Below are 24,175 nucleotides of genomic sequence, written 5' to 3'. Positions count from 1 at the left end.
TAAATTAAAAATCAAAACAATGAAAAGAAAACTTTCAAACATCTTTATAGTATCTGCAATTCTTACAACAATCGGATTTCTAATGGACGGAGATATCAAAGAACCAAGCATGGTAATGCGATTCACAGAATACTTTGCGATGATGAGCATTTTATTTTTAGTAATATCAACACTCTATTTCACAACAAATTCTGTAAATAAAAAACTTCAGAAAATACGAAGTTAAATTTTTTGAAAATTATTTATAAACAAGCGCAGAGATTTACTTTGCGCTTGTTTATTTCAACAAATTTTCAAGTTTAAATTTAAGATAACAAAAAAAATTACCTAATCCTATGTCCTGTATTTTTATTATTTTAGCCAATTGATTTAAAAAGATAATTAACAGAATTTCTTCGAGTGAAAAAGCAAGATCTTCCACAGGACGAAAGTAATTTACAATCAGCAAATATGACCGAAGTGTTGTATGTAACTGATGAAAATGACAATTACACCACAGCAAACAGTATTGGTTGGGATGCTAAAAAAGCAGCTCTCGAAGAATCGATGGAGCTTATCAATGAGCGTATTGAAGAAGCCAAACAAAATGTGGCCAACAATATCGTGAGCCCGATCATCTACTTTATGGAACTCAATAAAATGGATTTGCAGGTTCTTGCAGCATACGTCGGAAAGTGGCAATGGACAGTCAAAAGACACGCAAAACCGAATATATTTAAAAAACTCAGCGAATCTACTTTGAAAAAATACGCCGACACATTCGGAATCTCGGTAGATGAACTGAAAAATTTTAACGGACTATAGAAACCTTCAAGGTTTTGAAAACCTTGAAGGTTTGATAAACTCAAACCATTAATGAAAATAAATTTTGAACACCATCAGACAGCGCATTGCGAAAACGGTGTTGCTTCCAATCTACTTCTAAATAAAGGTTTAAAACTAAGCGAACCAATGATTTTCGGAATCGGTTCCGGATTGTTTTTCGTCTATCTACCCTTCTTAAAAGTGAATTTTGCGCCAGGTTTCAGTTATCGTCCGATGCCAGGTTCGATTTTCACCAAAGCGGCTAAACGATTGGGAATTAAAATCAAAAGACAAAAATTCTCAAATCCTAACGAAGCTCAAAAGGCATTGGAGAAAAATTTAGAACAAAATATCCCGACAGGTTTACAGGTTGGTGTTTTCAACTTGACTTATTTTCCTGAAGAATATAAATTTCACTTCAACGCCCACAATCTCGTAGTTTACGGAAAAGAAGACGGAAAATTCCTCATCAGCGACCCTGTAATGGATTTTGCTACAACTTTAACGGAAGCAGAACTCGAAAAAGTTCGTTACGCAAAAGGTGCACTTGCTCCGAAAGGTCATATGTATTTCCCTACACACATTCCTGAGAATGTTCATCTGGAAGAAGCTATCAAAAAAGGAATTAAAGACACCTGCAAAAATATGTTGGCTCCCGTTCCATTAATTGGTGTAAAAGCAATGCGTTGGGTGGCGAAAAGCATCCCGAAATGGGCTGAGAAAAAAGGCACGAAAGTGACCAATCATTATCTCGGACAGTTGATTAGAATGCAGGAGGAAATCGGTACCGGCGGTGGCGGATTCAGGTTTATTTACGGAGCTTTTTTACAGGAAGCCTCAGTGATTCTTAAAAATGATGAATTGAAAGAATTATCTAAAGAAATTACCGCAATCGGCGACCTATGGAGAGATTTTGCCGTAGATATTGCAAGAGTTTATAAAAACAGAAATTCGAAAAGTGATATCTATAATCAGCTTTCAAAATCGATGTTGCATATTGCAGATTTGGAGGAAGCTTTTTATAAGAAATTGAGAAAAGCGATATAGTTTGGAGAATATCATCGAAATAAAAAACCTCTACAAGAAATACAAAAACTCGGAAGATTTTTCGGTTAATGATATTTCTTTGAACATCGATAAAAACGAAATCTACGGAATTCTCGGTCCCAACGGGGCAGGGAAAACGACGTTAATTTCTATGCTTTCAGGTTTGATTAAACCAACCTCAGGAAGTTTTACCATCAACGGTTTGTCGCCTAAAAAAGACAATTCGAAAATCAAGCAAATCATTGGTGTAGTTCCGCAGGAATATGCGCTCTACCCGACTTTGACGGCGAAAGAAAACCTGTTGTTTTTCGGAAGTCTGTATGGTTTGAAGAACGGTTATCTTCACAAAGCCATCGACGAAGCTTTAGAATTAATGGGCTTAACGAAATTTGCCAATAAAAAAGTCGACCAGTTTTCAGGCGGAATGAAACGACGTTGCAATCTGATTGCAGGAACGCTTCACAACCCAAAAGTTCTGTTTCTGGACGAGCCGACTGTTGGCGTTGATGTTCAATCCAAAAAAGCGATTATCGATTATCTTTTAGATTTAAATAAAAAAGGAACGTGCATTATTTACACCTCGCATCACTTATCTGAAGCCGAGGAATTCTGTACAAAAATCGCCATCATCGACCACGGCAAAATCCACGCGACTGGAACTCCTGAAGAATTGGTGGAAAGAGTTACCAATGCGGAAAACCTGGAGGATGTTTTCATTTCATTAACCGGAAAAGAATTGAGAGATGTTGTATAAATTGTGGAGAAGTTTCATCAAGGAAATTCAGTTATTGAAGAGAGATTCGGGCGGAATTGTGATTATTTTCCTGATGCCGTTGCTGTTGATTATTACCATCACTTTAATTCAGGATTCGACATTCAAAAATCTGGAAGGTTCAAAAATCCCGATTATTTTTATTGATAACGATAAATCTGAAGTTTCCAAAGTCATCAAAAAAGAACTGGAAACCAGCAAAACATTTGAACTCGTCACAGATTACAACGAAAAATCAGCTGAAAAAGCTGTTTTCACGGGAGATTATCAGATGGCCATCGTCATTCCAAAAAATCTGACAAAAGATTTAAATTCAAATATCGATTCTAAAGTTCAGACTGTTGTAAGTTCGTTTGGCCTGGAAACCGATTCTACTTCGACAAAAGCTGTAGCTTCAAAGGCAAAAGACATTCATCTCTATTTCGACCCCGCCACCAACGCAGGTTTCAAAAATTCTGTGATGAATGCCATCAACAAAATGGTTTTCGAAATTGAGAATAAAAAAATCTACAAAGCCTTCCAGGACCAACTCGGAACAACGGAAGACCTTGAAAATAAAAGTTTGATTACCTTCAAAGAAATCACACCAAACAAAGGCAACGAAGAAGTAATGCCAAATTCCGTGCAACACAATGTTCCTGCGTGGGCGCTGTTTGCGATTTTCTTTATTGTGGTGCCGTTGTCGATTAACTTAGTCAAAGAAAAAAGTCAGGGAACGAGCGTGAGAGTTCGCGTGAGCCCGACGCCGTATTACATTCATATTTTAGGAAAAACATTCACCTATCTCATCATTTGCGTCATCCAGTTTTTGCTGATGGTTGCAGTGGGAATCTGGCTTTTCCCGCTGATGGATTTACCTCAGTTTGATGTTTCAGGAAAAATGTTTCATCTGCTTATTGTGACTCTTTTTGCAGGATTGGCAGCGATTGGATTTGGAGTTTTAATTGGAACCGTTTCAGATACTCAGGAACAATCAGCACCGTTTGGAGCGACTTCGGTTGTAGTTTTGGCGGCGATTGGCGGAATTTGGGTTCCGGTTTTCCTAATGCCAGAATTTATGCAGAAAATTGCGCAGTTTTCCCCGATGAACTGGGGACTGAATGCATATTATGATATTATTTTAAGAAACAGCGGCATTGGCGATATTGCCAAGGAACTGATTTTCTTATTTTTATTTTATATTGCGATGGTCAGCATTTCTTTATTGTATGAGAGGAAACAAAATAGTGTTTGATTCAACACTGTAAAGATTTAACTTAAAGAATTTGAAGATTAACATAGAACATCAGGGCTAGGGATTTCGTGGGAAATTCACGTTTTGTCAAGTCTATCAAGAGTCAAAACTTTGTCAAAGTTGAAAGCAGAATAAAATGAATGAACCAACAGAAATATTTGGTTTATAGTTTGTCCGATAAACAATATAAACAACCAGAATAACTCAATGTTTACAAGATAAATTAACAGTTCGCTCCTCTGGAGCTATGTTTTTGCGATTTCCTTTTTTCTACGAACAGTAAGTCCTGATGGGACTTTGCAAAGCTTCGTTAGAAGCGAACTGTTAATAGCAAATAGATATTGATAGAAGTAAAGCTCTAGAAGAGCGACCTGATAATCTTATTTTAATTTTATCAGACAAAAATATATTTGATTATAATTTGTATCCCTTGTGAAAACCTTTGTGCCCATTGTGGTTAAAAACTAAACAAAATGCAGTCTAAAAATTTAATTTGTACCGAAGAAGTACGCGTACGTTTCAACGAGACAGACCCGCTGGGAATCGTCTGGCACGGGCATTACATCGTGTATTTTGAAGACGGAAGAGAAGCTTTCGGAAGACAGCACGGTTTGACTTATCTCGACATTCAGAAAGCAGGATTTGTAACGCCAATTGTAAAAAGTACGTGCGAACATTTTCTCCCTTTGAAATACGGGGAAACATTCAACATTGTAACCACTTTCGTGAATTCTGTTTCGGCAAAGCTGATTTATAAATACGAGATTTTCAATCAACACAATCAACTGGTTTGCAGTGGCGAAACTGTTCAGGTTTTTTTAGATTCTGAAAATAATTTATGCTTATACAATCCTGAGTTTTTTCAGAATTGGAAAGATAAAATGGGATTATAGTTTGCTTTTGGCGATTTGCTGTTAGCTTTTGGCTTTTCAAAAAAGATTCAAAAATTTTAGTAATTAATGAACAAAGAAATTTACATTACAGATTATAACTGCGTCACGCCTTTAGGTTTTGATGTGGAAGCAAACTGGAACGCACTTTTGGAAGGAAAATCTGGCGTGGCTTTGCATAAAATTATCGACAATCACGAAGCTTTCTTTGTTTCTAAAATTGATTCTGAGAAATTGGAAGAGGAATTTAATAAACACTTCAACACTCATAATTTCACAAGACTTGAAAAAATGTTTTTGTTGAGTCTGAAACCTTTGGTGGACAGACATTCGATTTCAGAGGAAACTGCTTTTATTCTTTCAACAACAAAAGGAAATATAAGTTTATTAAAAAACGAAAGTACTTTACCGGAAGGAGTTTTCCTTTCCAGTTTAGCTCAAAAAATTGCTGATTTTTTCGGGTTTAAAAATAAACCGATTGTCGTTTCTAATGCCTGTGTTTCGGGTGTAATGGCAATTGCTGTCGCAAAAAATATAATTCAGGCAGGAAAATATACAGATGCTTTTGTGGTTGCCGGAGACGAGATTTCTGAATTTGTAATTTCAGGTTTTAATTCTTTTCAGGCGATTGGAAGCGAACCTTGCAAACCTTACGACAAAAATCGTAATGGAATTAATTTGGGCGAAGCGACCGCTGTGGTTTTCATAACGTCTGCATTATATCAGAACGAAAAATTTAAGTTTAAAGTTTTAGGCGACTCAGCCATTAATGACGCCAATCATATTTCCGGACCATCAAGAACCGGCGACGGATTGTTTGCCAGCGTTCAGAATGCAATGAAAGAAGCGAAAGTTTCAGCAGAACAAATCGATTTTATTTCCGCCCACGGAACGGCAACGCTTTACAACGACGAAATGGAAGCCATCGCATTCAACCGAATGAATTTGCAAAATGTTCCACTTAACAGTATGAAAGGCTATTACGGACATTGCTTAGGAGCTTCAGGTTTATTGGAAAGTATTATTTCAATGGAATCTGCTTTGAAAAACACTTTAATTCCGTCTAAAAACTTCGAAGAACTGGGTGTCTCTCTGGATTTGAATATTATTAAAGAAAATAAATCGGCAGAAATTAAATACATTTTGAAAACGGCTTCAGGTTTTGGTGGTTGTAATGCGGCCATTGTTTTAGAGAAAGCGTAAGAAAATTTTTGTAATTTTGATAGAATTAAAGTTTAAAAAATGGAATCTACTTTAGAAATCAGAAAAAGAATTCACGATTACATTGATGATGCAGATGAACGTATACTTCGTATTTTCAATGCAATCATTGATGCAGAAGAAGAAGAAGAAGAAGAAGATTACGAATTAGAAGCTACCGATTATCCCGAAGTTCCTGATTATGTGTATGACAGAATTGAGGAAGAACGCAAAAAGTATTTAAATGGTGAGCTAAAAACCTCTTCTTGGGAAGAAGTTAAAGAAAGATTGATGAAGAAATTATGACTTATCACCTTTCCCTATCACCAAATGCTGAAGCTGATTTGCTTGAATCTGCATTATGGTACGAAAGCCGACAAATTGGACTGGGAGAAAAATTCACAAAAAAGGTTGAAGGTTATCTCTTTAGAATTCAAAATAACCCATTGCACTTTCCTCTGAAGAAGGGAAATTTGCGTGAGGCATATATTCAAAAATTCCCTTTTGTTATTATCTATGAAATTGTAGAAAATGAAATTGTGGTTTTCGCTATTTTCAACACTCATCAAAATCCAACAAAAAAGCCTTGAAATTTTGAAAATCCTCAATGAAGAAAACAGACATCTGCACCATAGAAAATTCAAAAATAATCCTCAACGAACAAATTATTTTTGAATCCCAAACCGAAAATTTCTCACATTTCGCTAAAGAAGCTTACAAAAATTTAGAACTGAATTATCCTAAGTTTCATAAAATGGATAATCTCAGCAAACTCGCTTTTCTGGCATCCGAAATGATTCTGAAAAACGATGACCACAGCAAAACCGCTTTGGTTTTCGCCAACAAATCCTCAAGCCTCGACACCGATTTTAAATATCAGGAAAGCATCAATTCCGAGGAAAATTATTTCCCAAGTCCTGCCGTTTTTGTGTACACTTTACCGAACATCTGCGTTGGTGAAATCAGCATTAAACATAAAATGCAGACCGAAAATGCGTTTTTCGTTTTGGATGAATTTGATGAAGAATTTTTGAATTCATACGCGGCACAGATTCTGCAATCAGGGAAAGCTGAAAAAGTCTTGTGTGGCTGGGTCGAACTATATCAGGAAAGTTATAAAGCTTTTGTATATTTGCTAACTACATAATTTAACAATATAACAGTACAACAATGTAACAATACTATTCAGTCCCAATCGGTAAACTGGCACATTGATACATTGGTAAATTTTTGAAAAATGGAAGATTTAAAATTAGAATTAAAAAACAAAATCATAGAAGTTCTTAATCTTGAGGACGTTGCAGTAGAAGAAATCAAAGATACAGACCCACTTTTCGGTGGCGGTCTTGGTTTGGATTCTATCGACGCGCTGGAATTAATCGTGCTTCTTGACAAAGACTACGGAATCAAATTATCTGACCCAAAAAAAGGAAAAGAAATTTTCCAGTCTATCGAAGTGATGGCAAAATATATCGAAGAAAACAGAACAAAATAATTCAATTTAACAATATATCAATCTAGCAATGTAACAATATTGTTACACTGTTAAATTGATACATTGGTACATTATAAAAGGATGAGTCAAAAAATTGCCATTACAGGGATGGGCATCATTTCCTCCATTGGTAACAATGTCGAGGAAAATTTTATTTCGCTTACGACCGGTAAACACGGCATTTCAGACATCGAACTGTTTGAAACACGCCACGCCGGAAGCATTAAAACAGGCGAGATAAAATTGTCTAATGAAGAACTTGTGCAGAAACTTCAGTTGAATGAAGATAACAACGTCACAAGAACCGCTTTATTGGGAATGGTGGCCGCAAAAGAAGCTGTAGAAAGCGCCGGAATTTCGGATATTAATGAATATAAAACCGGACTCATTTCCTCCACCAGCGTGGGCGGAATGGATATCACCGAAAAATATTTCTACACTTACGAAGATTTCCCTGAAAAGCAAAAGTACATTGATGCTCACGATGCCGGAAATTCATCTTTGGCAATTGCAGAATTATTGGGTCTTAAAGGTATGGTTTCTACCATCAGCACAGCCTGTTCATCTGCAGCCAACGCAATTATGATGGGCGCAAAACTCATTAAAAACGGTGTTCTTGACCGTGTGATTGTCGGAGGAACAGATTCACTTTCGAAGTTTACTTTGAATGGTTTTAATACGCTGATGATTTTGACCGATTCTTACAACACGCCTTTCGACAACGACAGAAAAGGTCTGAACTTGGGCGAAGCCGCCGCTTTCCTTGTTTTAGAATCTGATGAAATTGTCAAAAAAGAAAATAAAAAAGTCCTCGCTTATCTTTCCGGTTACGGAAATGCCAACGACGCGCACCACCAAACCGCTTCTTCGGAAAACGGACAAGGCGCTTTTTTAGCAATGGAAAAAGCTTTGAAAGTTTCAGGTTTAAATAAAGAAAACATCGATTACATCAATGTTCACGGAACGGCGACTCCGAATAATGATTTGTCTGAAGGTATTGCAATGATTCGGATTTTTGGTGAAAATCAGGTTCCGGAATTCAGTTCTACAAAGGCGTTTACCGGACATACTTTGGCGGCAGCAGCAGGAATTGAAGCGGTTTATTCGATTTTGGCGATGCAGAACAATGTGATTTTTCCAAATTTAAATTTCAAAACCAAAATGGAAGAATTTGATTTGACGCCGGTAACCGAACTGAAAGAAAAAAATATCAACCACGTACTTTCCAACTCATTTGGATTTGGCGGAAACTGTTCAACTTTAATTTTTTCTAAATAATGAGTGCAGTTTATATCAACAGTGCCGCTTGTATCTCGGTTCAGGACACTTTAAAACAAAATTTCTTCAACACTTTGAAACCTGAAAATTCAGTTCAGATTTTAAATGCCATCGAGCCGAATTATAAAGAATTCATCCCGCCAGCAATGAGCCGGAGAATGTCTAAAACAGTAAAAATGAGTTCCGTAGCTTCTACAAAAGCTCTGCAGGAAGCAGGAATTGAAAAACCGGACGCTATCATCGTCGGAACAGGAATGGGCTGTTCTCAGGATTCTGAAAAGTTTTTGAAAAACGTTTTGGAAAATAATGAAGAATTTCTGACGCCAACTTTTTTCATCCAATCGACACACAATACAGTTTCCGGGCAAATTGCTTTGGGATTGCAATGTCACGGCTATAATTTCACGTACGTCAACAGCTCATCTTCACTGGAATTTTCAATGCTGGATGCGAAACTTCAGATTTTGGATAGTGAGGCAGAAAATGTTCTTGTCGGTTCAACAGATGAACAAACGGACAGAACGATGGAGCTCTACAAATTGAGCAATTCCATTAAAAAAGAAGAAAATCTTCCGGTTGATTATTTGAATTCCACAACGCAAGGTGTGATTTGGGGCGAAGGCTCAAGTTTTTTTGTTTTAGGAAAAGAGAAAACCGAAACTTCTTACGCACAATTAAAAGATATTCAAATTGTAAATTCATTAGACTTAGACGAAACTCAACAATTCATTGAAGATTTTTTAGTTAAAAATAATTTAAAAAGCGAAGAGATTGATGCTGTTATTTTAGGTTTCAGCGGAGATTCAGAATCGGATGTTTATTATAAATATGCATCGGAATTATTTCAAAATTCTTCGTTATTATATTACAAACATTTGAGTGGCGAATTCAATACAGCAAGCGGTTTTTCAACATTTATGGCTTGTCAGATTCTGAAAAATCAAGTGATTCCGGAAGTGATGAAAATTAATGATGTGAAAAAAGAAAGCATTCAAAATATTCTGCTCTACAATCATCTCGGAGGAATTGACCACAGTTTGGTTTTGTTGGAAAGAATTTAATTTATTGAGCGATTTTAATTAATCAGCCTCTTTGTCATTCAGAGCTAAACGAAGTGGAGCGTGGAATCTAAGCAGCTTTAAACGCTGTCGAGATTCCTACGGAATGACAAACATACTGTCTGAAACACTAAGAATCTGAAAATTTTAAACCAGAAATTCAAAAACAATAAAGATGAAACATTATCCATTCATTGTCTTCTATCTTTTCCTGAATGCCGTTGTTTATGCATTTCAGGGAACAATTTGGGTTTACGTCTTTTGCATCATCCTTTTTTCAGCGGTTGTAATTTGGGGTTCGTTTGATATTCAGCTGGGATATTTTGCTAACAGTTTTACTCATAAACGAACAAAAATCAAAGAAGTTGCTTTGACTTTTGATGACGGACCGACAAAATTCACTCCGAAATTTTTAGACATTTTAAAAGAGAATAACATCAAAGCCACCTTTTTCTGCATCGGAAAACAGATTGAAAAATATCCTGAAACTTTCCAAAGAATCACTGCAGAAGGTCATACGGTTGGTAATCACACTTTTTCACATTCCAATAATACAGGCTTTTTATCCACTTCAAAAATGGTTGAGGAAATTGAAAAATGTGATGATGTAATGTTGAAAATTGACAGTTTTAAAACTAATTTGTATCGTCCACCTTTTGGAGTGACCAATCCGAATATTGCAAAAGCAATCAAGAAAACACAGAAAAAAAGTATCGGCTGGAACGTCCGTTCGTTGGACACAATGATTGATGATGAGAAAAAAATCTATAACAGAATTACCAAAAATTTAAAAAAAGGAAGCATTATCCTGCTTCACGACACTTCTGAGAAAACGTACCATGTTTTGGTTGAATTATTGTTATTTTTGGAGCGTGAAAAATATTCAACGTTCACGATTGATTCAATTATTAAATCAGAAAACAATGTTTAAAAATATAGCTTTCTTAGTCCTTTTTCTATTTTCAGGTCTTGTTTTTGCCCAAACTACGGCAATGACGAGTGCCGAATCCAAAGCATTTGTGACAAGAATTTCTGCTGAAACAAAGGAAATTAAAACCTTACAAAGCGATTTTGTTCAGACAAAAAAAATGGATTTTTTAGATAAAAACATTGTCACACAGGGAAAAATGTCTTTAAAATCACCAAATACACTGAGCTGGAAATACACAAAACCTTATCAATACAGCATTATCTTTAAGGAAAACAAAATTTTCATCAACGACCAAGGGAAAAAATCGTCGGTGGATGCGAAGAGTAAAACCTTTGAAAAAATAAATAAACTGATTGTCGGAAGTTCCAACGGAAAAATGTTCAGTGACCCTGAATTCTCTGTGATTTATCTAAAAAATTCAACATCATATATTGCTAAATTTACTCCGAAATCTGCTCAATTGCTAAAATATATAAAGCAAATCGAACTGCATTTCCCTAAAAATCAATCGACAGTTTCGCAGGTGAATATGACTGAGGCTTCGGGAGATACAACAAATATTGTTTTCAAAAACACCAAAATCAATGCGCCGATTCCTGCTTCTGAGTTTTCTTTATAGTTCATTTTTGTTACTGATATTTTCGTGCAAAACGTATCAGCTGACAGATGCAAAACCAATTTCAACTGCAGAAAAATCAGTTGAAAATCTGTATTTTTCTTCGAACGAAGATTATGTCTACAAATGCCAAATGGAAGTCTACGGCAACGACATCAGCGGAATTCTTATCATTAAAAAAATCTCAGAAACCACACACAGAGTTGTAATGACCTCAGATTTTGGCAATAAAATGATTGACTTTGAAATTTCTGAAAACGATTTTAAACTCAACTATGTTCTGGCAGATTTAGATAAAAAAATGGTCATTAATTTTCTGAAAAATGATTTTCAGGAATTATTAAGACAGAAATATGCTATCGCCGAGAGTTTTGTAGATGAAAAATCCAGAATTTTCCGGTCTGCAGCTGGCAAGAAAGATTACTTCCTGTATTTTAACAAAGAAAATGCGCTGCTTCAACAAATAGTTTACACCAAAAAAAGAAAGGAAAAAATCAATTTCACTTTTGTAGCTAAAAAACCTACTTTTGCAGAGACAATTCATCTTGAACACAAAGATTTTAAGATAAATATCAAATTATTTCAAATAACCGAAACTGAATAAAATGCAGACTATACTGACAGACTTTTACACATTGGAAGGCAATGAAAAATCAGAAAACGGAAGTTTCACGGCGAGAATCACGTTGAATCAGAACCACGAAATTTTCAATGGCCACTTCCCTGGAAATCCTGTGACGCCAGGCGTTTGTATGATGCAAATTGTGAAAGAACTCACTGAGGAATTTACAGGAAATAAATTATTCCTGAAATCTGCCTCCAACGTGAAATTCATGGCCATTATCAACCCTTTTGAAACTCCAAATCTGACAATGCAGCTTGACATTAAGGAAATTGAAAACGAGGTAAAGGTGAAAAACACAACAGTTTTTGGCGAGACTATTGCATTAAAAATGTCTGTTAATTATTCTAAGATTTAATATGAAATCGCTTAGGTTTGAAAACATAAATAGTGATAAAAACCCAGCGATTCCTTGTGACCTTTAAAAAACAATCAAAAACTCTACATGAAATTTTTATTTTCATTCATAACAGTATTATTTCTTTTCTTTCAAAACGGTGATTTGGATGCACTGAGAAATGCGTATTCAAAAGCCAATTCTTCAAATGAAGGTGCAAAAAACTTCATCGATTTAGCAGATAAAAATTCATCTTCAGATGCATTAACGAAAGGCTACAAAGCTGCTGCAGAAATCCTGGAAGCTAAGGTGACGACCGAGAAAAACAAAAGAAAATCTTTCGTAAAATCCGGCGCAACAGAATTGGAAAGCGTCATAAAATCTAATCCCAACAACGTCGAACTGAGGTTAATCAGAATGAGCGTTCAGGAAAACATTCCGAAAATTGTGGGATATTCGAAAAACCTGAAAGAAGATAAAGTATTTATTCTCAGCAACTATGCCAAGCAGAATGCTGCGCTGAAAACGTACATCAAAAAATTCGCAATGCAGTCTAAAACAATGACCGCAACGGAAAAAAATTCATTGAAATAAATGACACTTTCTGAAGTACAGAATGCAATTAACGAAAGGAAAATCTGCGTTTTAATTCCTACTTACAACAACGAAAAGACGCTGAAAAGAGTGATTGACGGTGTTTTGGAATACACGCAAAACATCATCGTTGTCAACGACGGTTCTACCGATTCTACTTCAGAAATTCTAAAAACTTATTCTCAATTTACCATCCTCAATTTACCTGAAAATAGAGGGAAAGGAAATGGTTTAAAAATCGGTTTCAGAAAAGCAAAAGAATTAGGTTACCATCATGCCATCACAATTGATTCAGACGGACAGCATTACCCAAACGATATTCCGATTTTTGTAGAAGCTTTATTGAATGAAAATCAGGACGTTTTATTGATTGGAAACCGAAATATGTCACAAGACGGAATTCCCAAGAAAAGCAGTTTTGGAAATCGTTTTTCTAATTTCTGGTTCTGGTTTGAGACAGGAATTAAACTAGAAGACACCCAATCCGGTTACCGTGTATATCCTTTGCATAAAATTCCAAAAAAATATTTTACCCCAAAATTTGAGTTTGAAATTGAAATTATTGTAAGAACCGCCTGGCGCCATATTCCCGTAAAAAATATTCCGATAAAAGTTTTGTATGACCCTGCAGAAAGGGTTTCTCACTTCAGACCTTTCAAAGATTTTACGAGGATCAGTATTCTGAATACGGTGTTGGTCACCATCACTATATTTTATATCATTCCAAGAAATTTTATTCGGAATTTCAGAAAGAAAAGCTTCAAACGTTTCATCAAAGAAGATATTTTAGAAAGTGAAGGCACCAATCGTGTAAAAGCTTTCTCAATCGCTTTAGGCGTATTTGTAGGATTTTTACCTTTCGGAGGTTATCATACCTTGCTTGTTATTTCGTTATCAGTGTTATTTAAACTGAATAAAGTTTTGGCATTTATTGCATCCAATGTAAGTTTACCACCTTTCATTCCATTTATCATCGTTGCTTCATTATTTTTGGGAGCACCTTTCGTTCAAGGTGACAGTGATATTTTTAATCAGGAATGGAATTTTGATTTAGTAAAAAACAATGTTGTTCAATACATCATTGGAAGTATGATTTTAGCAACTACAATGTCTGTGATTTCATGGGTTGCTACATTTTTGTTCTTAAATAAAGTCAGTCCCGATAACAATTAATTTCGTTCAAACAAAAATGCAAAGCCTTTAGACTTTGCATGATTAATTTAGGTATACGATTGAAATCTTATTTTTTAATAATTTTTTGAGAATGTGTTTTTCCGTTTTTATCAGTTAAAATTAATAAATAATTTCCTGAATTTAATTGTTTAACAGAAACCGATTCTCTATCAACTTTTGTTTGTAAAACCATTCTTCCACTCAGTTCATAAACTTTTGCTTCAACCGGAATAAAGTTTTTATTCGATTTAAAATTAATAACATCAAAAACAGGGTTTGGATAAACCGTAAATAAATCCTGAGTATTCTCTACATCTTTGGTTCCTAAAAAAGTTCCTTCTACAACGTGAAGAGTTGTATTTGGTGTCACATTATTAATTGTATCTACCAATCCGGAAGGCCATTTTATCACCACTTTTGTAATTGCTGTTGCCTGGCCAATCCCGAAATGAGTATTAAGTGTATTCATATTTCTGAATCCTACTCCACTTTGCACATCACGAATTTGTTTTCCCCAAGCTCCATAAATTTCAACTCTTGCGCCAATTCCGTTTCTGTTACTTTGAGTTCCTTGTAAGGTTACTTTCAGCCATTTATTTGTATTTCCGGCATTCAGCATAATTGTATTTCCATTCTGAATATCAAGAAAACCATCATTGTTAAGATCACCTACAGGTCTGTTGTTGTAATTTAAATTGTATGGTGTAGCATTTGGAGTGAATTTAAGAGTTCCGTCACCAAACATAATATTATTTCCAGCTCCTAAAATATCTAAAAATCCATCGTTATCGAAATCATAGGCAACATATTCTCGGCTTAAACTATTCGAAGTATCGTAACCAGAACCCACAGAAACATCTGCAAACGTGCCGTCCCCGTTATTTTTCATCACTTTACTATATCCGTTTGCTATAGAATTCATTCCAACAACAGCATCCATCCAACCATCATTATTAAAGTCTCCCCAAGCTGAAGACCACGTCTGAACAGGATTTGCCATATTTGCTGCTGCAGCTACATTTGTGAAAGTTCCATTGCCATTATTTCTATGAAGTTCATCAATATTTCCGCCAGGTCCAGAACCGCCGCCGCTACATTTAGCTATAAATAAATCCATATCACCATCATTATCATAGTCAATCCAAATCGAGCCATAGTTTCCACCGGAAGGGAAATCACCCATTCCGCCTTGATTATGATTCATATTGATTCCATCATTCATATAAAACCTATTAGGAGCATTATCATCACAAACAAAAGCATCTAGCTTTCCATCTTTATTGATATCTACAAAATTTGTACGCTGTGTAAGATAAAACTCAGGTTTCCTTTCTGATGTATAACCTGTTCCAGTTGCATTGGCTTTTACAAAAGCAATTCCACTGCTAGATCCATAAATAAGATCATTGAAACCATTATTATCATAATCTCCAGCTGCAATACTCCAATAAGGAAGAACTACAGTATTAGGAATCGTATAAGACAATTCATTAAAAATACCTGAAAGCTGTTGATACGCAATTACGATATGAGTGTTACTCACAACCGACACAATATCATCTAAATAATCACCGTTCATATCTACCACACAATGATTGTAAGTTCCTGGTGCATTTACATATTGCTGAACAAATGATAAGCGATTTGGTAGAGCAGCAGTTTCTGTAATAGAAAAATTAAACCCAGAACTCGTCCACTTATTATCAAACGTGATATAATATGTAGTTCCCATCGTTGCTGCAAAGGTAACGAGGGAAGCATATCCTGAAAAATCATCATTCGCAGCAACACAGGTTTGAGTTCCGCAATTTCCCATAAAAACAATAATTCTTGTATCAATATTTTGTCCGGCTAAAGATGTTGAAACAGTGATATTACCATTTTGAACTGCTGTATATTTATACCATAAGGCTGCATTTCCAGAAGTACCAAGCGTACAAGCTGTAGAAAGAGGCGCACCTGTAACAGAAGGTGCAGTGTGTGTTCCAAGTGTAAGATTCACTGCAGTAGCACAAGATAATTGAGCAATTCCCCATGTTATACTAAATAATACAACAAAAAAGGATAGTGTTTTTTTCATGGTTATTTTTGTTTGGTTTTATTTTTATGGACAGTTTTGATTCAAAGAATTTACCCATTGTTTTAAAAGTTCTACCCCTTCATCATGCACTACAGTTCTTCCCAATAATGGCATTCTCATACTTTCATCCGTGGAGTTTAGTCTATAATTCATTACAGATTTATTATGATTTCCGGGAGTAATGATTCTTTCCAAAGATTGATCTATTGGTTCATCTGCAATAACACAAACTCCCATATTTGCAAGATTAGTAGTTTTATTAAAGCTCAAACGTATTGCTCTGTAATCACAACGTGCATTTTGCTGATGACAATGTGCACAATTAATATCAACATACGAACGCAATCTAATGTCTAAAGGTTTACTTGTGTCTCTGTAATCTACGGTAGAAACTATATTCGAAGGGTAACTTTGCAAATAGCCTTCATCTACAAGTTTCTGTAATTGGTTTTTTATTCCATTTGGATAGTTATAAGAAACGTTTAGGTTTTGAGGTTTTACACCAATAGGAACTGGTTGATTATCTAATTTATGACAGGCATAACATTCAGATTCTGAAGGAATTCTATAAGCAGTTGTTATCACATCATTATTACTTTTTTTAAATGTGATATTTTTAGAACTTCCACTTGTAAAATCTGTTCCCGTTACCAGATTTGCTTCAGTCTGATCATCATTCCACAAGTATTCAGCAAATATCCAACCGCTGACTTTTTTAATCATCAATCTTGTCTCAATAATTTTCGTGGTATTGTTGGGTTGAACAGTGTTGTAATAAAAGTTTTTAATTAATACCGTTCCGACAGGAAAATTTAAAGATTTATCATCCGAGTCATACGTTGCCATGGTTGATTCGGGCATCCAAATAAATCTCTTTTTCAGAGCGTAATCTGTAAAAAGTGAACTTGCAGGTTCGTAAGGAATCACTTTTTTGGAAGGATTTAGATTTTTTAGATCTCCCGTAAAAAAAGAATACGTTGAAAGTTTAGCATAAGGAACTGCATCAATATTAAAGTTCACAAACGGACTTTCTGCTTCTACAGCCTCAATTTTTTCATCGGTTTTACAGGAAGTAAATAGTAAAAAAGAAGATAAGATTAAAAGATATATTTTCTTCATTAATTCATTAGTTTAGGAAAAACGAATATAAATATTTAAACTCTAAACTCCCAAACAATTTCTCATCAAATAAATAATTTTATCCAAAATAATTCAATCAAACAAACAAATTATAAAATATTATTCAACAAAACAAAGACATAAAGAAGATAAACACAATAACAATTTCACAAAAAAAGCTGTAAAAATAAAACTCTACAACTTTTTCAATCAATTTTGATTGTAAAGGAAGTTTATTTTAAGTACTTATTTACTTTCTTCAATTTTTTTTCAACATTCTCGCGATCCGAAACTGTTGTAATTTCTTTCATTAAAGCTTTTTCAAATTCAATTTTAGCTTTAGAATAATCTTTTTGCTTAAAATAATACTTTCCAGCCTGATAATAAACCAGCCAAAAATCTGGGTTCAACGATTGATAATGAGGAATAAAATCATCCGTAAGAATCACATCATCCGAATCAATTGCATTTTCAACTTCTCCATTCGCAAACTTAAATTCTTCATAATTCCCAAACTCTTTAGAATCTGCAAATGGATCTTTAGCAATATTGAATTCCGTTTTTGCAAAGTCACCATCTTTTAATTTTTTATCAGAGAAAATTTCATTCAGATCATAGCAGACAAACTCTCCCAGCTGATAAGGATTTGATGACACCCAAACCAATCTTTTTTCGGGCGAAAAAATAACGGCGTGATGAGCTAACAATTGATTTATAGCCTTTTCATTTCCATAACCAATACTTTTATCTTTTAAACCTGATTTATCTCTTAAGATAGAAGCTATTTTCTCTGGATTCAGTTTCGGTTTTTCCTGCAAAAGCTCCTGAAGTTTTTCGTATCGGTATTCTGAATGACTTTCGATAATATGCTTTTGATTTTTTTTATCATTTTTATAAGCTTCAGATTGAAAATGATTGGTACAAAAAACTCTGCTTGAATTAGCCGCATTATAAACACCGAAATTCTTAGGTGAAACTTCAATAATTACTGCCTTTTTATCATTTGCACTCCCAACCAAAATCGATTCTGAAACAAAAACCTTCCGTTTTCTTGCAATCGCAATCGCTTCATCAATGTTTTTGGCATATTGCAAAATCTCTCTCGTCACCAAAGAAATCGGTGTTTTTGCCGTTAGTGGAATTTTCGACCTACCGGCATTGATTGTCACCGTAATTCCTTCTTTATTCATTCCGGAAACCACGCCAATCATTCCTGGCCAACTTACCGACATATATGGAATTCCATTTTCGGGTTCTACAAATTCAATAAGTTTATTTTTAGAAAAATCTTCACCCACAGAAAAATCAAAATTTCTACCAATCAACAGATCACCATTTTCTGTATTCTCGTTCCACACCGCAAGAGAAGTACAGCCGACCACCATCAAATCCTGCATTGCGTGACCAATATCGTGCGCTCCGTGCAGATACATTGCTCTTCTGAATTTTGGTGCAATAAAATCATATTTGTCCGATGAATATTGAGATAAGCCATACAATTCAGCCTGAAAATCTTCTCTTACATTCAGATACATCTTACGGTTGTACCATTTCAGGAAACCTCTCAACAATTTTTGCTTAAATTTTGACGGAACAAAACCTTCCACTTTAGAAAAGAAAATTTCTTCCTGCTTTTGCATTAAATTCTGCGTTAAAGCACCATTATTATAGCCTAACTGCAAAGGATTTCCTTTGATGTATAATTCCCAGAGCTGTTGTTTATTTTTAGTTAAATAATTTTGATTAAAACTAAAAGTAGAATCGTTAATCTTCTCAACTTTTGGAATTTCCAGCGTATATTGGTTAACTTCCGGAATGTGTTTAACAGACTTTCTTGTCCCACACGAAATAAGATTTAAAACCAGATAAAGAAAAAATAAAGATTTACTTTTCATTGGCTTGATTTAAAATTTTTGATAAACGCTCATCGATTAATTGTTTCCCTAAGATTTCAGCACAGGTATTAAAAGCTCCGATTGTACAGCCTAAAATTCCGTGCATGTTGACGGATTGACCTGTGAGGAAAAGGTTTTCAATCTTCGTGCGTGGAGAAACCATCGTTTTTAAAGGATTTTCTGAACTTTTGACGTAGCCATACATATTTCCTTCAAAACTTCCGATATAATCACGATAAGATAGTGGAGAAGATGTATAAATATTTTTAATTGAGTCTCTTAAATTCAGAATCTTCTTTTCTAAAGCATCAATCATTTTTTCTGCTTTTTCCAGCTTGAATTTTTCGTATTGCTTTCCTCTTTCATTTTCTTCAACAACAGTATTTACAGTATTTTGCCAAGCTTTCACCTCATCAAAATCCATATAAGAAATAGCGGTTAAGCTTTCTGCAAATTCAGGATGATGTTTTGAAGGTGTGGAAGAAAGCATATAGGTTTCCGGCCACGATTTTTTATCGTAACGATAGGCATTCCATACTGATTCTTCGGATGAATAATGGTAAATATTATAATTGAAATTTGAAATTGTTTGAGGTTTTAAAATCAAATAAACACTGAAACACGAAGAAACAGGCTCCCAGCTCAATACTCTGTTTAAAAAAGATTTTTTCAGTCTTTCTTCACCTATTAATTTAGTTAAAGCCCGAATTTCAATATTCGAAATAAACTGTTTAGCAAAATATTCTTTTCCTGACTTTGTTTTTACAGAACTTAAAACATTATTTTCATTAAAGATAATTTCAGCAACTTCTGAATGCTTGTGAATATCTGCTCCGTATTCTCTCAATTTACGGATTAAAAGTTTAGAGATCTGGCTTCCTCCTTTCATGCATTTGTACGCACTTTGAATGTAAGAATTCACTGTCAAAGCGTGAACATAAAACGGAATATTTTCAGAATCTCCCGCGTATAAAAAATTAGAGCCTAATAAAACGGATTGCAGTTTTTTATTCTGAGTAATGGATTCGATGAATCTTTTGGTATTTAAATGGAGAATTTCTTCGCTGTAACTATTTTTTCCAATCACGTTATATCTTGGAAAGTGATTGCAAACACGCTGGATTTCTTCACAATAATTTTCTAAATTCTCTCTTTCTTCAGGAAAATAGCTGGATAATTGCTCGACAAAATTGTCATATCCTTGAGCGTGTGGATATTCAATTTCATCATCTCCGAAAGTAATTTTATCATAGCCGTTTTCATCCATTTTCTGGAGTTCCAGATCATCTATTATTTTCAGATAAGAAAAAAACTGATGCAGGTTTTGACCTTTTGAAAGTCCGCCCAAATAGTGAACTCCGGTGTCGAAAATTAATTTATCTCTTGAAAATGTCTGCAAGTTTCCGCCATATTGATTGTTTTTCTCCAATACACAGACTTTTAAGCCTTCTTTCGCCAAAATAAGAGCCGAAACAAGACCTCCTATTCCGCTGCCGATAATCAATATGTCGTATGTTTTTTTCAACTTTTGGATATATCTTCTAATCATAGGACTTCATCCATCCTTTGCTAAATCGTCCTTTCAGGGATTTTAAATTCTTATAAATTTTGAATTGCACGCAGCCCGACTTTAGCGGAAATCCTTTTTTTCGCTTCGGGAAAAGCTTTGGCAAAAAAGATTGGGAGCGGAAGGCGGAATAGCTGCCCTAAAAATATTGAAAATTAATCAATATCATCCCAAAAATCGAAATAGTTGAACCATTGAAGCGGATATTTTTGAATCATCGATTCAAGGTTTTGAGTATAAGAGTTTAAAAGTCCCTGTGCATCGCGTTTTTTCACGTTTTCCGCAACTCTGGCATACAAATGATAATGAAGATTTTTCTCTTTCATCACATAGACATAAACTACCGGAACGCCCAATCTGGAAGCAATAAGGAACGGGCCTGCAGGAAATCTTGCGCTTTTTCCAAATAAATTTCCCTCAAGAAATTTTGAACCTTCAAAATAACGGTCACCTGTAAAGCAAATCAATTCGTTTTTTGACAAGGCTTCATTGATGTCGAAAATATGCGACATATCATCTTTTACGTAAATGAATTTGATGTTGCTTTTCTTTACAGAAACACTTTCAAGGTATTCCTTAATGACTGTAACTTCCTGATCTGTAGTCACTAAATTAATCTGGCAATCGAAATCAATTTCGGCAAAAAAATGTTCTGCAATTTCGAAATTCCCGATATGAGCACTGATGAGAACGCCGCCTTTTTTTTCGGCTAAAAGATTTCTGAGGTTTTCTATTCCGTCGAATTCGTAAGTGTATTTATCTCTTAATCCTGCAGAAATTGCGGTTTTGTCAATCAAAACTGTTCCAAAAGTAAAATAACTTTTAAACAGAGAAAATTTCGTTTTCCAAAACCCATAATTGAGTCTTTTTTGGAAGTAATAGCGGTAATATTTATTGCTGTTTTTTTCGAATAGAAAATAGTAGAAAGCTACGAAATAAAGAACAAAATAAGAACTTCGGATCCCGATATTTCTAATGCACCAGACAAAGATTCTGTAACCTAAGATAGTGCCTTTAGATTTGCCTTTCCACTTGTTCATAGTTTTAAATCTATTTAGCAATGTAACAATATCTTAAACATTGGTAAACTGCTAAATTGCTATATCATTAATTGTTTTTGAGTAAATTTTTAATCGATAGTTATGCGTTTTTTTTAGCGATTTTATTTTCTATTGTCGAATAGAAGTCATCAAAAGTAATAATATCTTTAAAGTCTGCCTCACCTAATTTTATTCCAAAATTAGACTCAATTACCACCACCAAATCTATATAATCTAAACTGTCTAAGCCCAAAGTCTTCTTGAAATGGGCATCATTACTGATTTCGTCACCATCTACCTCAAACTCATTGATTAAAAAATCATTAGCAATGGCAACAATTTTTTCTCTTTCCATGTTTTTTATTCAAATTTTTTAACGATTAATGCGGAATTGGTTCCCCCAAATCCGAAAGAATTCGACAAAAATACGTCAATTTTTTGATTTCTTGTTTCGGAGATTAAATTTATCCTTTTTGCATCTTCGTCAGGATTTTCAAGATTGATATTTGGAGCCACAAAATCGTTCTGCATCATTAAAATAGAATAGATAACTTCACTTGCACCCGCCATCCAACATTCGTGACCCGTCATCGATTTTGTTGAGCTTACCGGAACCTCACTTCCGAAAATTTCGTGAATTGCTTTTGCTTCGTTTGCATCGCCAATCGGAGTTGAAGTCGCATGAGCATTGATGTAGTCAATATCTTTCACATCTAAACCTGATTGTTTTAAAGCCCTGTTCATCGCTAAAGCAGGACCGTCAACATTTGGTGTGGAAATGTGTCCTCCGTTTGAAGAAAAACCGTAACCTACAATTTCACCTAAAATATTTGCACCTCTTCTTTGCGCAGATTCAAGACTTTCAACAATTAAAGTTGCCGCTCCACCACTTGGAATTAAGCCGTCTCTTTCAGAATCGAAAGGTCTTGAGGCTGTGGTCGGTTCGTTTTCTCTTACTGAAAAAACACCCAAACCATCGAAACTCGCCATGGAATATTTATTCGTTTCCTGAGCACCACCACAAACGATGATATCCTGAAAACCATTTTTAATCATCATATAAGCCAGTCCCAAAGAATGCGAACCGCTTGCACAAGCTGCACTGATGGTTAAATTGATTCCTCTCAATTTAAAAATCGTAGAGAGATTCATCGTCACTGTGGAGTTCATCGACTTAAAAATCGCTCCGGACCCCATCAAAGTGGTATCTTTTTTCTCTCTTGCGATGTCGATCGATTCTACGACGGCTTTTGAAACACTGTCGTTTCCGTATAAAATTCCGACTTCGTTTTGGTCTAAGAAGTCCTGATCGATATTGGCCTGTTGTAAAGCATCGAGTGTTGCAACGTAGGCATACTCACTCTCTTCGCCCATGCTGACACGCTGGCGTCGGTTGAGATGATTTTTAAGATCGGGCTTGGGAACCACGCCACTAAGACCTGATCTGAAGCCAAACTCTTTTCTCTCATCCACTAAAACAATTCCGGATTTACCTTGATACAGGGATTCTTTCACTTCTTCCAAAGAAGTTCCGATGCAAGAATAAATTCCCATTCCGGTAATGACTACCCTATTTTCCATTTAAATTTTAGGTTGTAGGTTATAGATTTTAGGTTGCAGCGAATCACTGTTACCTATTATCTGCCACCTAATTTATGAATAAATTCCTCCGTTAATATTAATAATTTCTCCTGTGATGTACGAAGATTTTTTTGAGGCTAAAAATGCTACCAAATCTGCCACCTCCTCCGCTTCACCAAATCTATTTGCAGGAATCATTGCTTTCAGTTCGTCTTCATTAAAATCCTGCGTCATATCTGTTTTTATGAAACCTGGCGCGACTGCATTTACTGTGATATTTCTTTTCGCAACTTCCTGAGCAAGAGCTTTTGTAACTCCAACCAAAGCGCCTTTTGCCGCTGAATAATTGGTTTGTCCAGCCGTTCCTTTCACTCCGGAAACGGAAACCATATTGATAATTCTGCCGTATTTGTTTCTCAATAATTTCTGAATGAAGAAATTGGTGACGTTGTAAAAACCATTTAAACTCGTGTTAATCACCGAGTTCCAGTCTTCACTTGGCATCCACATGAATAAACCATCTCTTGTAATTCCTGCGTTATTAATGATAACCTCAACGATGGATTTTAGATTATTTTCCTGCCATTCATTTAAAACTTTTTGAGTTTCCTCAGCATTTCCTACATCGAATTTAAGAATTTCTCCTGTAGAACCCAACTCTTCAACTTTGGCTAAAGTTTCCTTTGCTGCAGCTTCATTCGAAGTGTAGTTGATGAGAATATGATAATTTTTTTCTTCTGCCAGTTTTATACAGATCGCTCTGCCGATACCCCGGGAACCACCTGTTATGATTGCACATTTCATGTGTAGTTTATTTTTAGTTGTTGAACCATTTCAGGGTT

27 protein-coding genes are annotated in these 24,175 nt (G+C 35.1%); 19 read left to right on the top strand and 8 right to left on the bottom strand.

The window, feature by feature from the left end:
• Positions 1-19 precede the first annotated feature (19 nt).
• The 19 genes from OEA66_RS19210 (at position 20) to OEA66_RS19120 (ending at position 14,051) form a co-directional block, all read left to right on the top strand.
• Positions 20-226 carry a hypothetical protein gene (locus OEA66_RS19210; protein WP_267282926.1) on the top strand — a complete coding sequence of 69 codons (207 nt, stop codon included), beginning with the start codon at positions 20-22 and terminating at the stop codon, positions 224-226.
• A gap of 173 nt (positions 227-399) precedes the next feature.
• The gene (gene DarG / locus OEA66_RS19205; RefSeq protein ID WP_267282925.1) at positions 400-804 is read left to right on the top strand and encodes a flexirubin biosynthesis protein DarG; all 405 of its coding nucleotides are present in this window, start codon (positions 400-402) and stop codon (positions 802-804) included.
• A gap of 51 nt (positions 805-855) precedes the next feature.
• Positions 856-1,851, top strand: a complete 996-nt coding sequence (darH, locus tag OEA66_RS19200; RefSeq protein ID WP_267282924.1) for a BtrH-related acyltransferase DarH — start codon at positions 856-858, stop codon at positions 1,849-1,851.
• A gap of 1 nt (position 1,852) precedes the next feature.
• Complete coding sequence (locus tag OEA66_RS19195) at positions 1,853-2,605, top strand: ABC transporter ATP-binding protein (RefSeq protein WP_267282923.1); 753 nt, start codon at positions 1,853-1,855, stop codon at positions 2,603-2,605.
• Entirely contained in the window at positions 2,595-3,857 is a 1,263-nt protein-coding gene (locus tag OEA66_RS19190) for an ABC transporter permease (protein WP_267282922.1), read from the top strand. Before OEA66_RS19195 ends, OEA66_RS19190 begins: the two co-directional genes overlap by 11 nt.
• Positions 3,858-4,330: 473 nt before the next feature.
• A complete protein-coding gene (locus tag OEA66_RS19185; RefSeq protein WP_267282921.1) occupies positions 4,331-4,750 on the top strand; it encodes an acyl-CoA thioesterase in 420 nt (139 codons plus the stop codon).
• 66 nt (positions 4,751-4,816) lie between these two features.
• Entirely contained in the window at positions 4,817-5,950 is a 1,134-nt protein-coding gene (locus tag OEA66_RS19180) for a beta-ketoacyl synthase N-terminal-like domain-containing protein (protein WP_267282920.1), read from the top strand.
• A gap of 39 nt (positions 5,951-5,989) precedes the next feature.
• Positions 5,990-6,253, top strand: coding sequence for a hypothetical protein (locus OEA66_RS19175; protein WP_267282919.1), 264 nt, complete (start codon positions 5,990-5,992; stop codon positions 6,251-6,253).
• Positions 6,250-6,537, top strand: coding sequence for a type II toxin-antitoxin system RelE/ParE family toxin (locus tag OEA66_RS19170; protein WP_263002662.1), 288 nt, complete (start codon positions 6,250-6,252; stop codon positions 6,535-6,537). Before OEA66_RS19175 ends, OEA66_RS19170 begins: the two co-directional genes overlap by 4 nt.
• A gap of 17 nt (positions 6,538-6,554) precedes the next feature.
• Positions 6,555-7,094 carry a 3-oxoacyl-ACP synthase gene (locus OEA66_RS19165; protein WP_267282918.1) on the top strand — a complete coding sequence of 180 codons (540 nt, stop codon included), beginning with the start codon at positions 6,555-6,557 and terminating at the stop codon, positions 7,092-7,094.
• A 90-nt stretch (positions 7,095-7,184) separates the two neighbouring features.
• Positions 7,185-7,442 carry a phosphopantetheine-binding protein gene (locus OEA66_RS19160; RefSeq protein ID WP_034963026.1) on the top strand — a complete coding sequence of 86 codons (258 nt, stop codon included), beginning with the start codon at positions 7,185-7,187 and terminating at the stop codon, positions 7,440-7,442.
• Positions 7,443-7,523: 81 nt separating this feature from the next.
• On the top strand, positions 7,524-8,720 hold the full coding sequence (locus OEA66_RS19155) for a beta-ketoacyl-[acyl-carrier-protein] synthase family protein (RefSeq protein WP_267282917.1): 1,197 nt from the start codon (positions 7,524-7,526) through the stop codon (positions 8,718-8,720).
• Positions 8,720-9,781, top strand: coding sequence for a beta-ketoacyl synthase N-terminal-like domain-containing protein (locus OEA66_RS19150; protein ID WP_267282916.1), 1,062 nt, complete (start codon positions 8,720-8,722; stop codon positions 9,779-9,781). The genes OEA66_RS19155 and OEA66_RS19150 overlap by 1 nt, the downstream gene beginning before the upstream one ends.
• A gap of 172 nt (positions 9,782-9,953) precedes the next feature.
• A complete protein-coding gene (locus OEA66_RS19145; protein ID WP_267282915.1) occupies positions 9,954-10,709 on the top strand; it encodes a polysaccharide deacetylase family protein in 756 nt (251 codons plus the stop codon).
• Positions 10,702-11,328 (top strand): flexirubin biosynthesis/transport protein LolA2, encoded by a 627-nt coding sequence (gene lolA2 / locus OEA66_RS19140; RefSeq protein WP_267282914.1) that lies wholly within the window; start codon positions 10,702-10,704, stop codon positions 11,326-11,328. The genes OEA66_RS19145 and lolA2 overlap by 8 nt, the downstream gene beginning before the upstream one ends.
• The gene (gene lolB2 / locus OEA66_RS19135; protein ID WP_511165686.1) at positions 11,294-11,929 is read left to right on the top strand and encodes a flexirubin biosynthesis protein LolB2; all 636 of its coding nucleotides are present in this window, start codon (positions 11,294-11,296) and stop codon (positions 11,927-11,929) included. Before lolA2 ends, lolB2 begins: the two co-directional genes overlap by 35 nt.
• A gap of 1 nt (position 11,930) precedes the next feature.
• Positions 11,931-12,305: an ApeI family dehydratase gene (locus OEA66_RS19130; protein ID WP_267282912.1), complete on the top strand. Its 375-nt coding sequence runs from the start codon at positions 11,931-11,933 to the stop codon at positions 12,303-12,305.
• An 87-nt stretch (positions 12,306-12,392) separates the two neighbouring features.
• Positions 12,393-12,878: a hypothetical protein gene (locus OEA66_RS19125; protein WP_267282911.1), complete on the top strand. Its 486-nt coding sequence runs from the start codon at positions 12,393-12,395 to the stop codon at positions 12,876-12,878.
• On the top strand, positions 12,879-14,051 hold the full coding sequence (locus tag OEA66_RS19120; RefSeq protein ID WP_267282910.1) for a DUF2062 domain-containing protein: 1,173 nt from the start codon (positions 12,879-12,881) through the stop codon (positions 14,049-14,051).
• A 67-nt stretch (positions 14,052-14,118) separates the two neighbouring features.
• On the opposite strand, the gene OEA66_RS19115 is transcribed toward OEA66_RS19120, so the two are convergent.
• The 8 genes from OEA66_RS19115 to flxB all read right to left on the bottom strand — a co-directional run bounded on the left by OEA66_RS19115 (position 14,119) and on the right by flxB (position 24,137).
• Complete coding sequence (locus OEA66_RS19115) at positions 14,119-16,131, bottom strand: FG-GAP-like repeat-containing protein (RefSeq protein ID WP_267282909.1); 2,013 nt, start codon at positions 16,129-16,131, stop codon at positions 14,119-14,121.
• 24 nt (positions 16,132-16,155) lie between these two features.
• On the bottom strand, positions 16,156-17,250 hold the full coding sequence (locus tag OEA66_RS19110) for a hypothetical protein (protein ID WP_267282908.1): 1,095 nt from the start codon (positions 17,248-17,250) through the stop codon (positions 16,156-16,158).
• A gap of 233 nt (positions 17,251-17,483) precedes the next feature.
• Positions 17,484-19,145 carry a C45 family autoproteolytic acyltransferase/hydrolase gene (locus OEA66_RS19105; protein WP_267282907.1) on the bottom strand — a complete coding sequence of 554 codons (1,662 nt, stop codon included), beginning with the start codon at positions 19,143-19,145 and terminating at the stop codon, positions 17,484-17,486.
• Positions 19,135-20,694 carry a phytoene desaturase family protein gene (locus OEA66_RS19100; RefSeq protein WP_267282906.1) on the bottom strand — a complete coding sequence of 520 codons (1,560 nt, stop codon included), beginning with the start codon at positions 20,692-20,694 and terminating at the stop codon, positions 19,135-19,137. The genes OEA66_RS19105 and OEA66_RS19100 overlap by 11 nt, the downstream gene beginning before the upstream one ends.
• A 173-nt stretch (positions 20,695-20,867) precedes the next feature.
• Positions 20,868-21,752 carry a lysophospholipid acyltransferase family protein gene (locus OEA66_RS19095; RefSeq protein WP_267282905.1) on the bottom strand — a complete coding sequence of 295 codons (885 nt, stop codon included), beginning with the start codon at positions 21,750-21,752 and terminating at the stop codon, positions 20,868-20,870.
• A gap of 100 nt (positions 21,753-21,852) precedes the next feature.
• Positions 21,853-22,107: an acyl carrier protein gene (locus OEA66_RS19090; RefSeq protein WP_242802637.1), complete on the bottom strand. Its 255-nt coding sequence runs from the start codon at positions 22,105-22,107 to the stop codon at positions 21,853-21,855.
• 5 nt (positions 22,108-22,112) lie between these two features.
• Positions 22,113-23,333, bottom strand: coding sequence for a beta-ketoacyl-[acyl-carrier-protein] synthase family protein (locus OEA66_RS19085; protein ID WP_267282904.1), 1,221 nt, complete (start codon positions 23,331-23,333; stop codon positions 22,113-22,115).
• Positions 23,334-23,405: 72 nt separating this feature from the next.
• Positions 23,406-24,137: a flexirubin biosynthesis SDR family reductase FlxB gene (gene flxB / locus OEA66_RS19080; protein ID WP_267282903.1), complete on the bottom strand. Its 732-nt coding sequence runs from the start codon at positions 24,135-24,137 to the stop codon at positions 23,406-23,408.
• Positions 24,138-24,175 lie beyond the last annotated feature (38 nt).

It is taken from the genome of Chryseobacterium luquanense (assembly GCF_026460945.1).
GTDB classification, from domain to species: Bacteria; Bacteroidota; Bacteroidia; order Flavobacteriales; family Weeksellaceae; genus Chryseobacterium; species Chryseobacterium luquanense.
The sequence above is the reverse complement of the archived record's forward strand: the minus strand, read 5'-3'. Positions and strand labels throughout refer to the sequence as shown.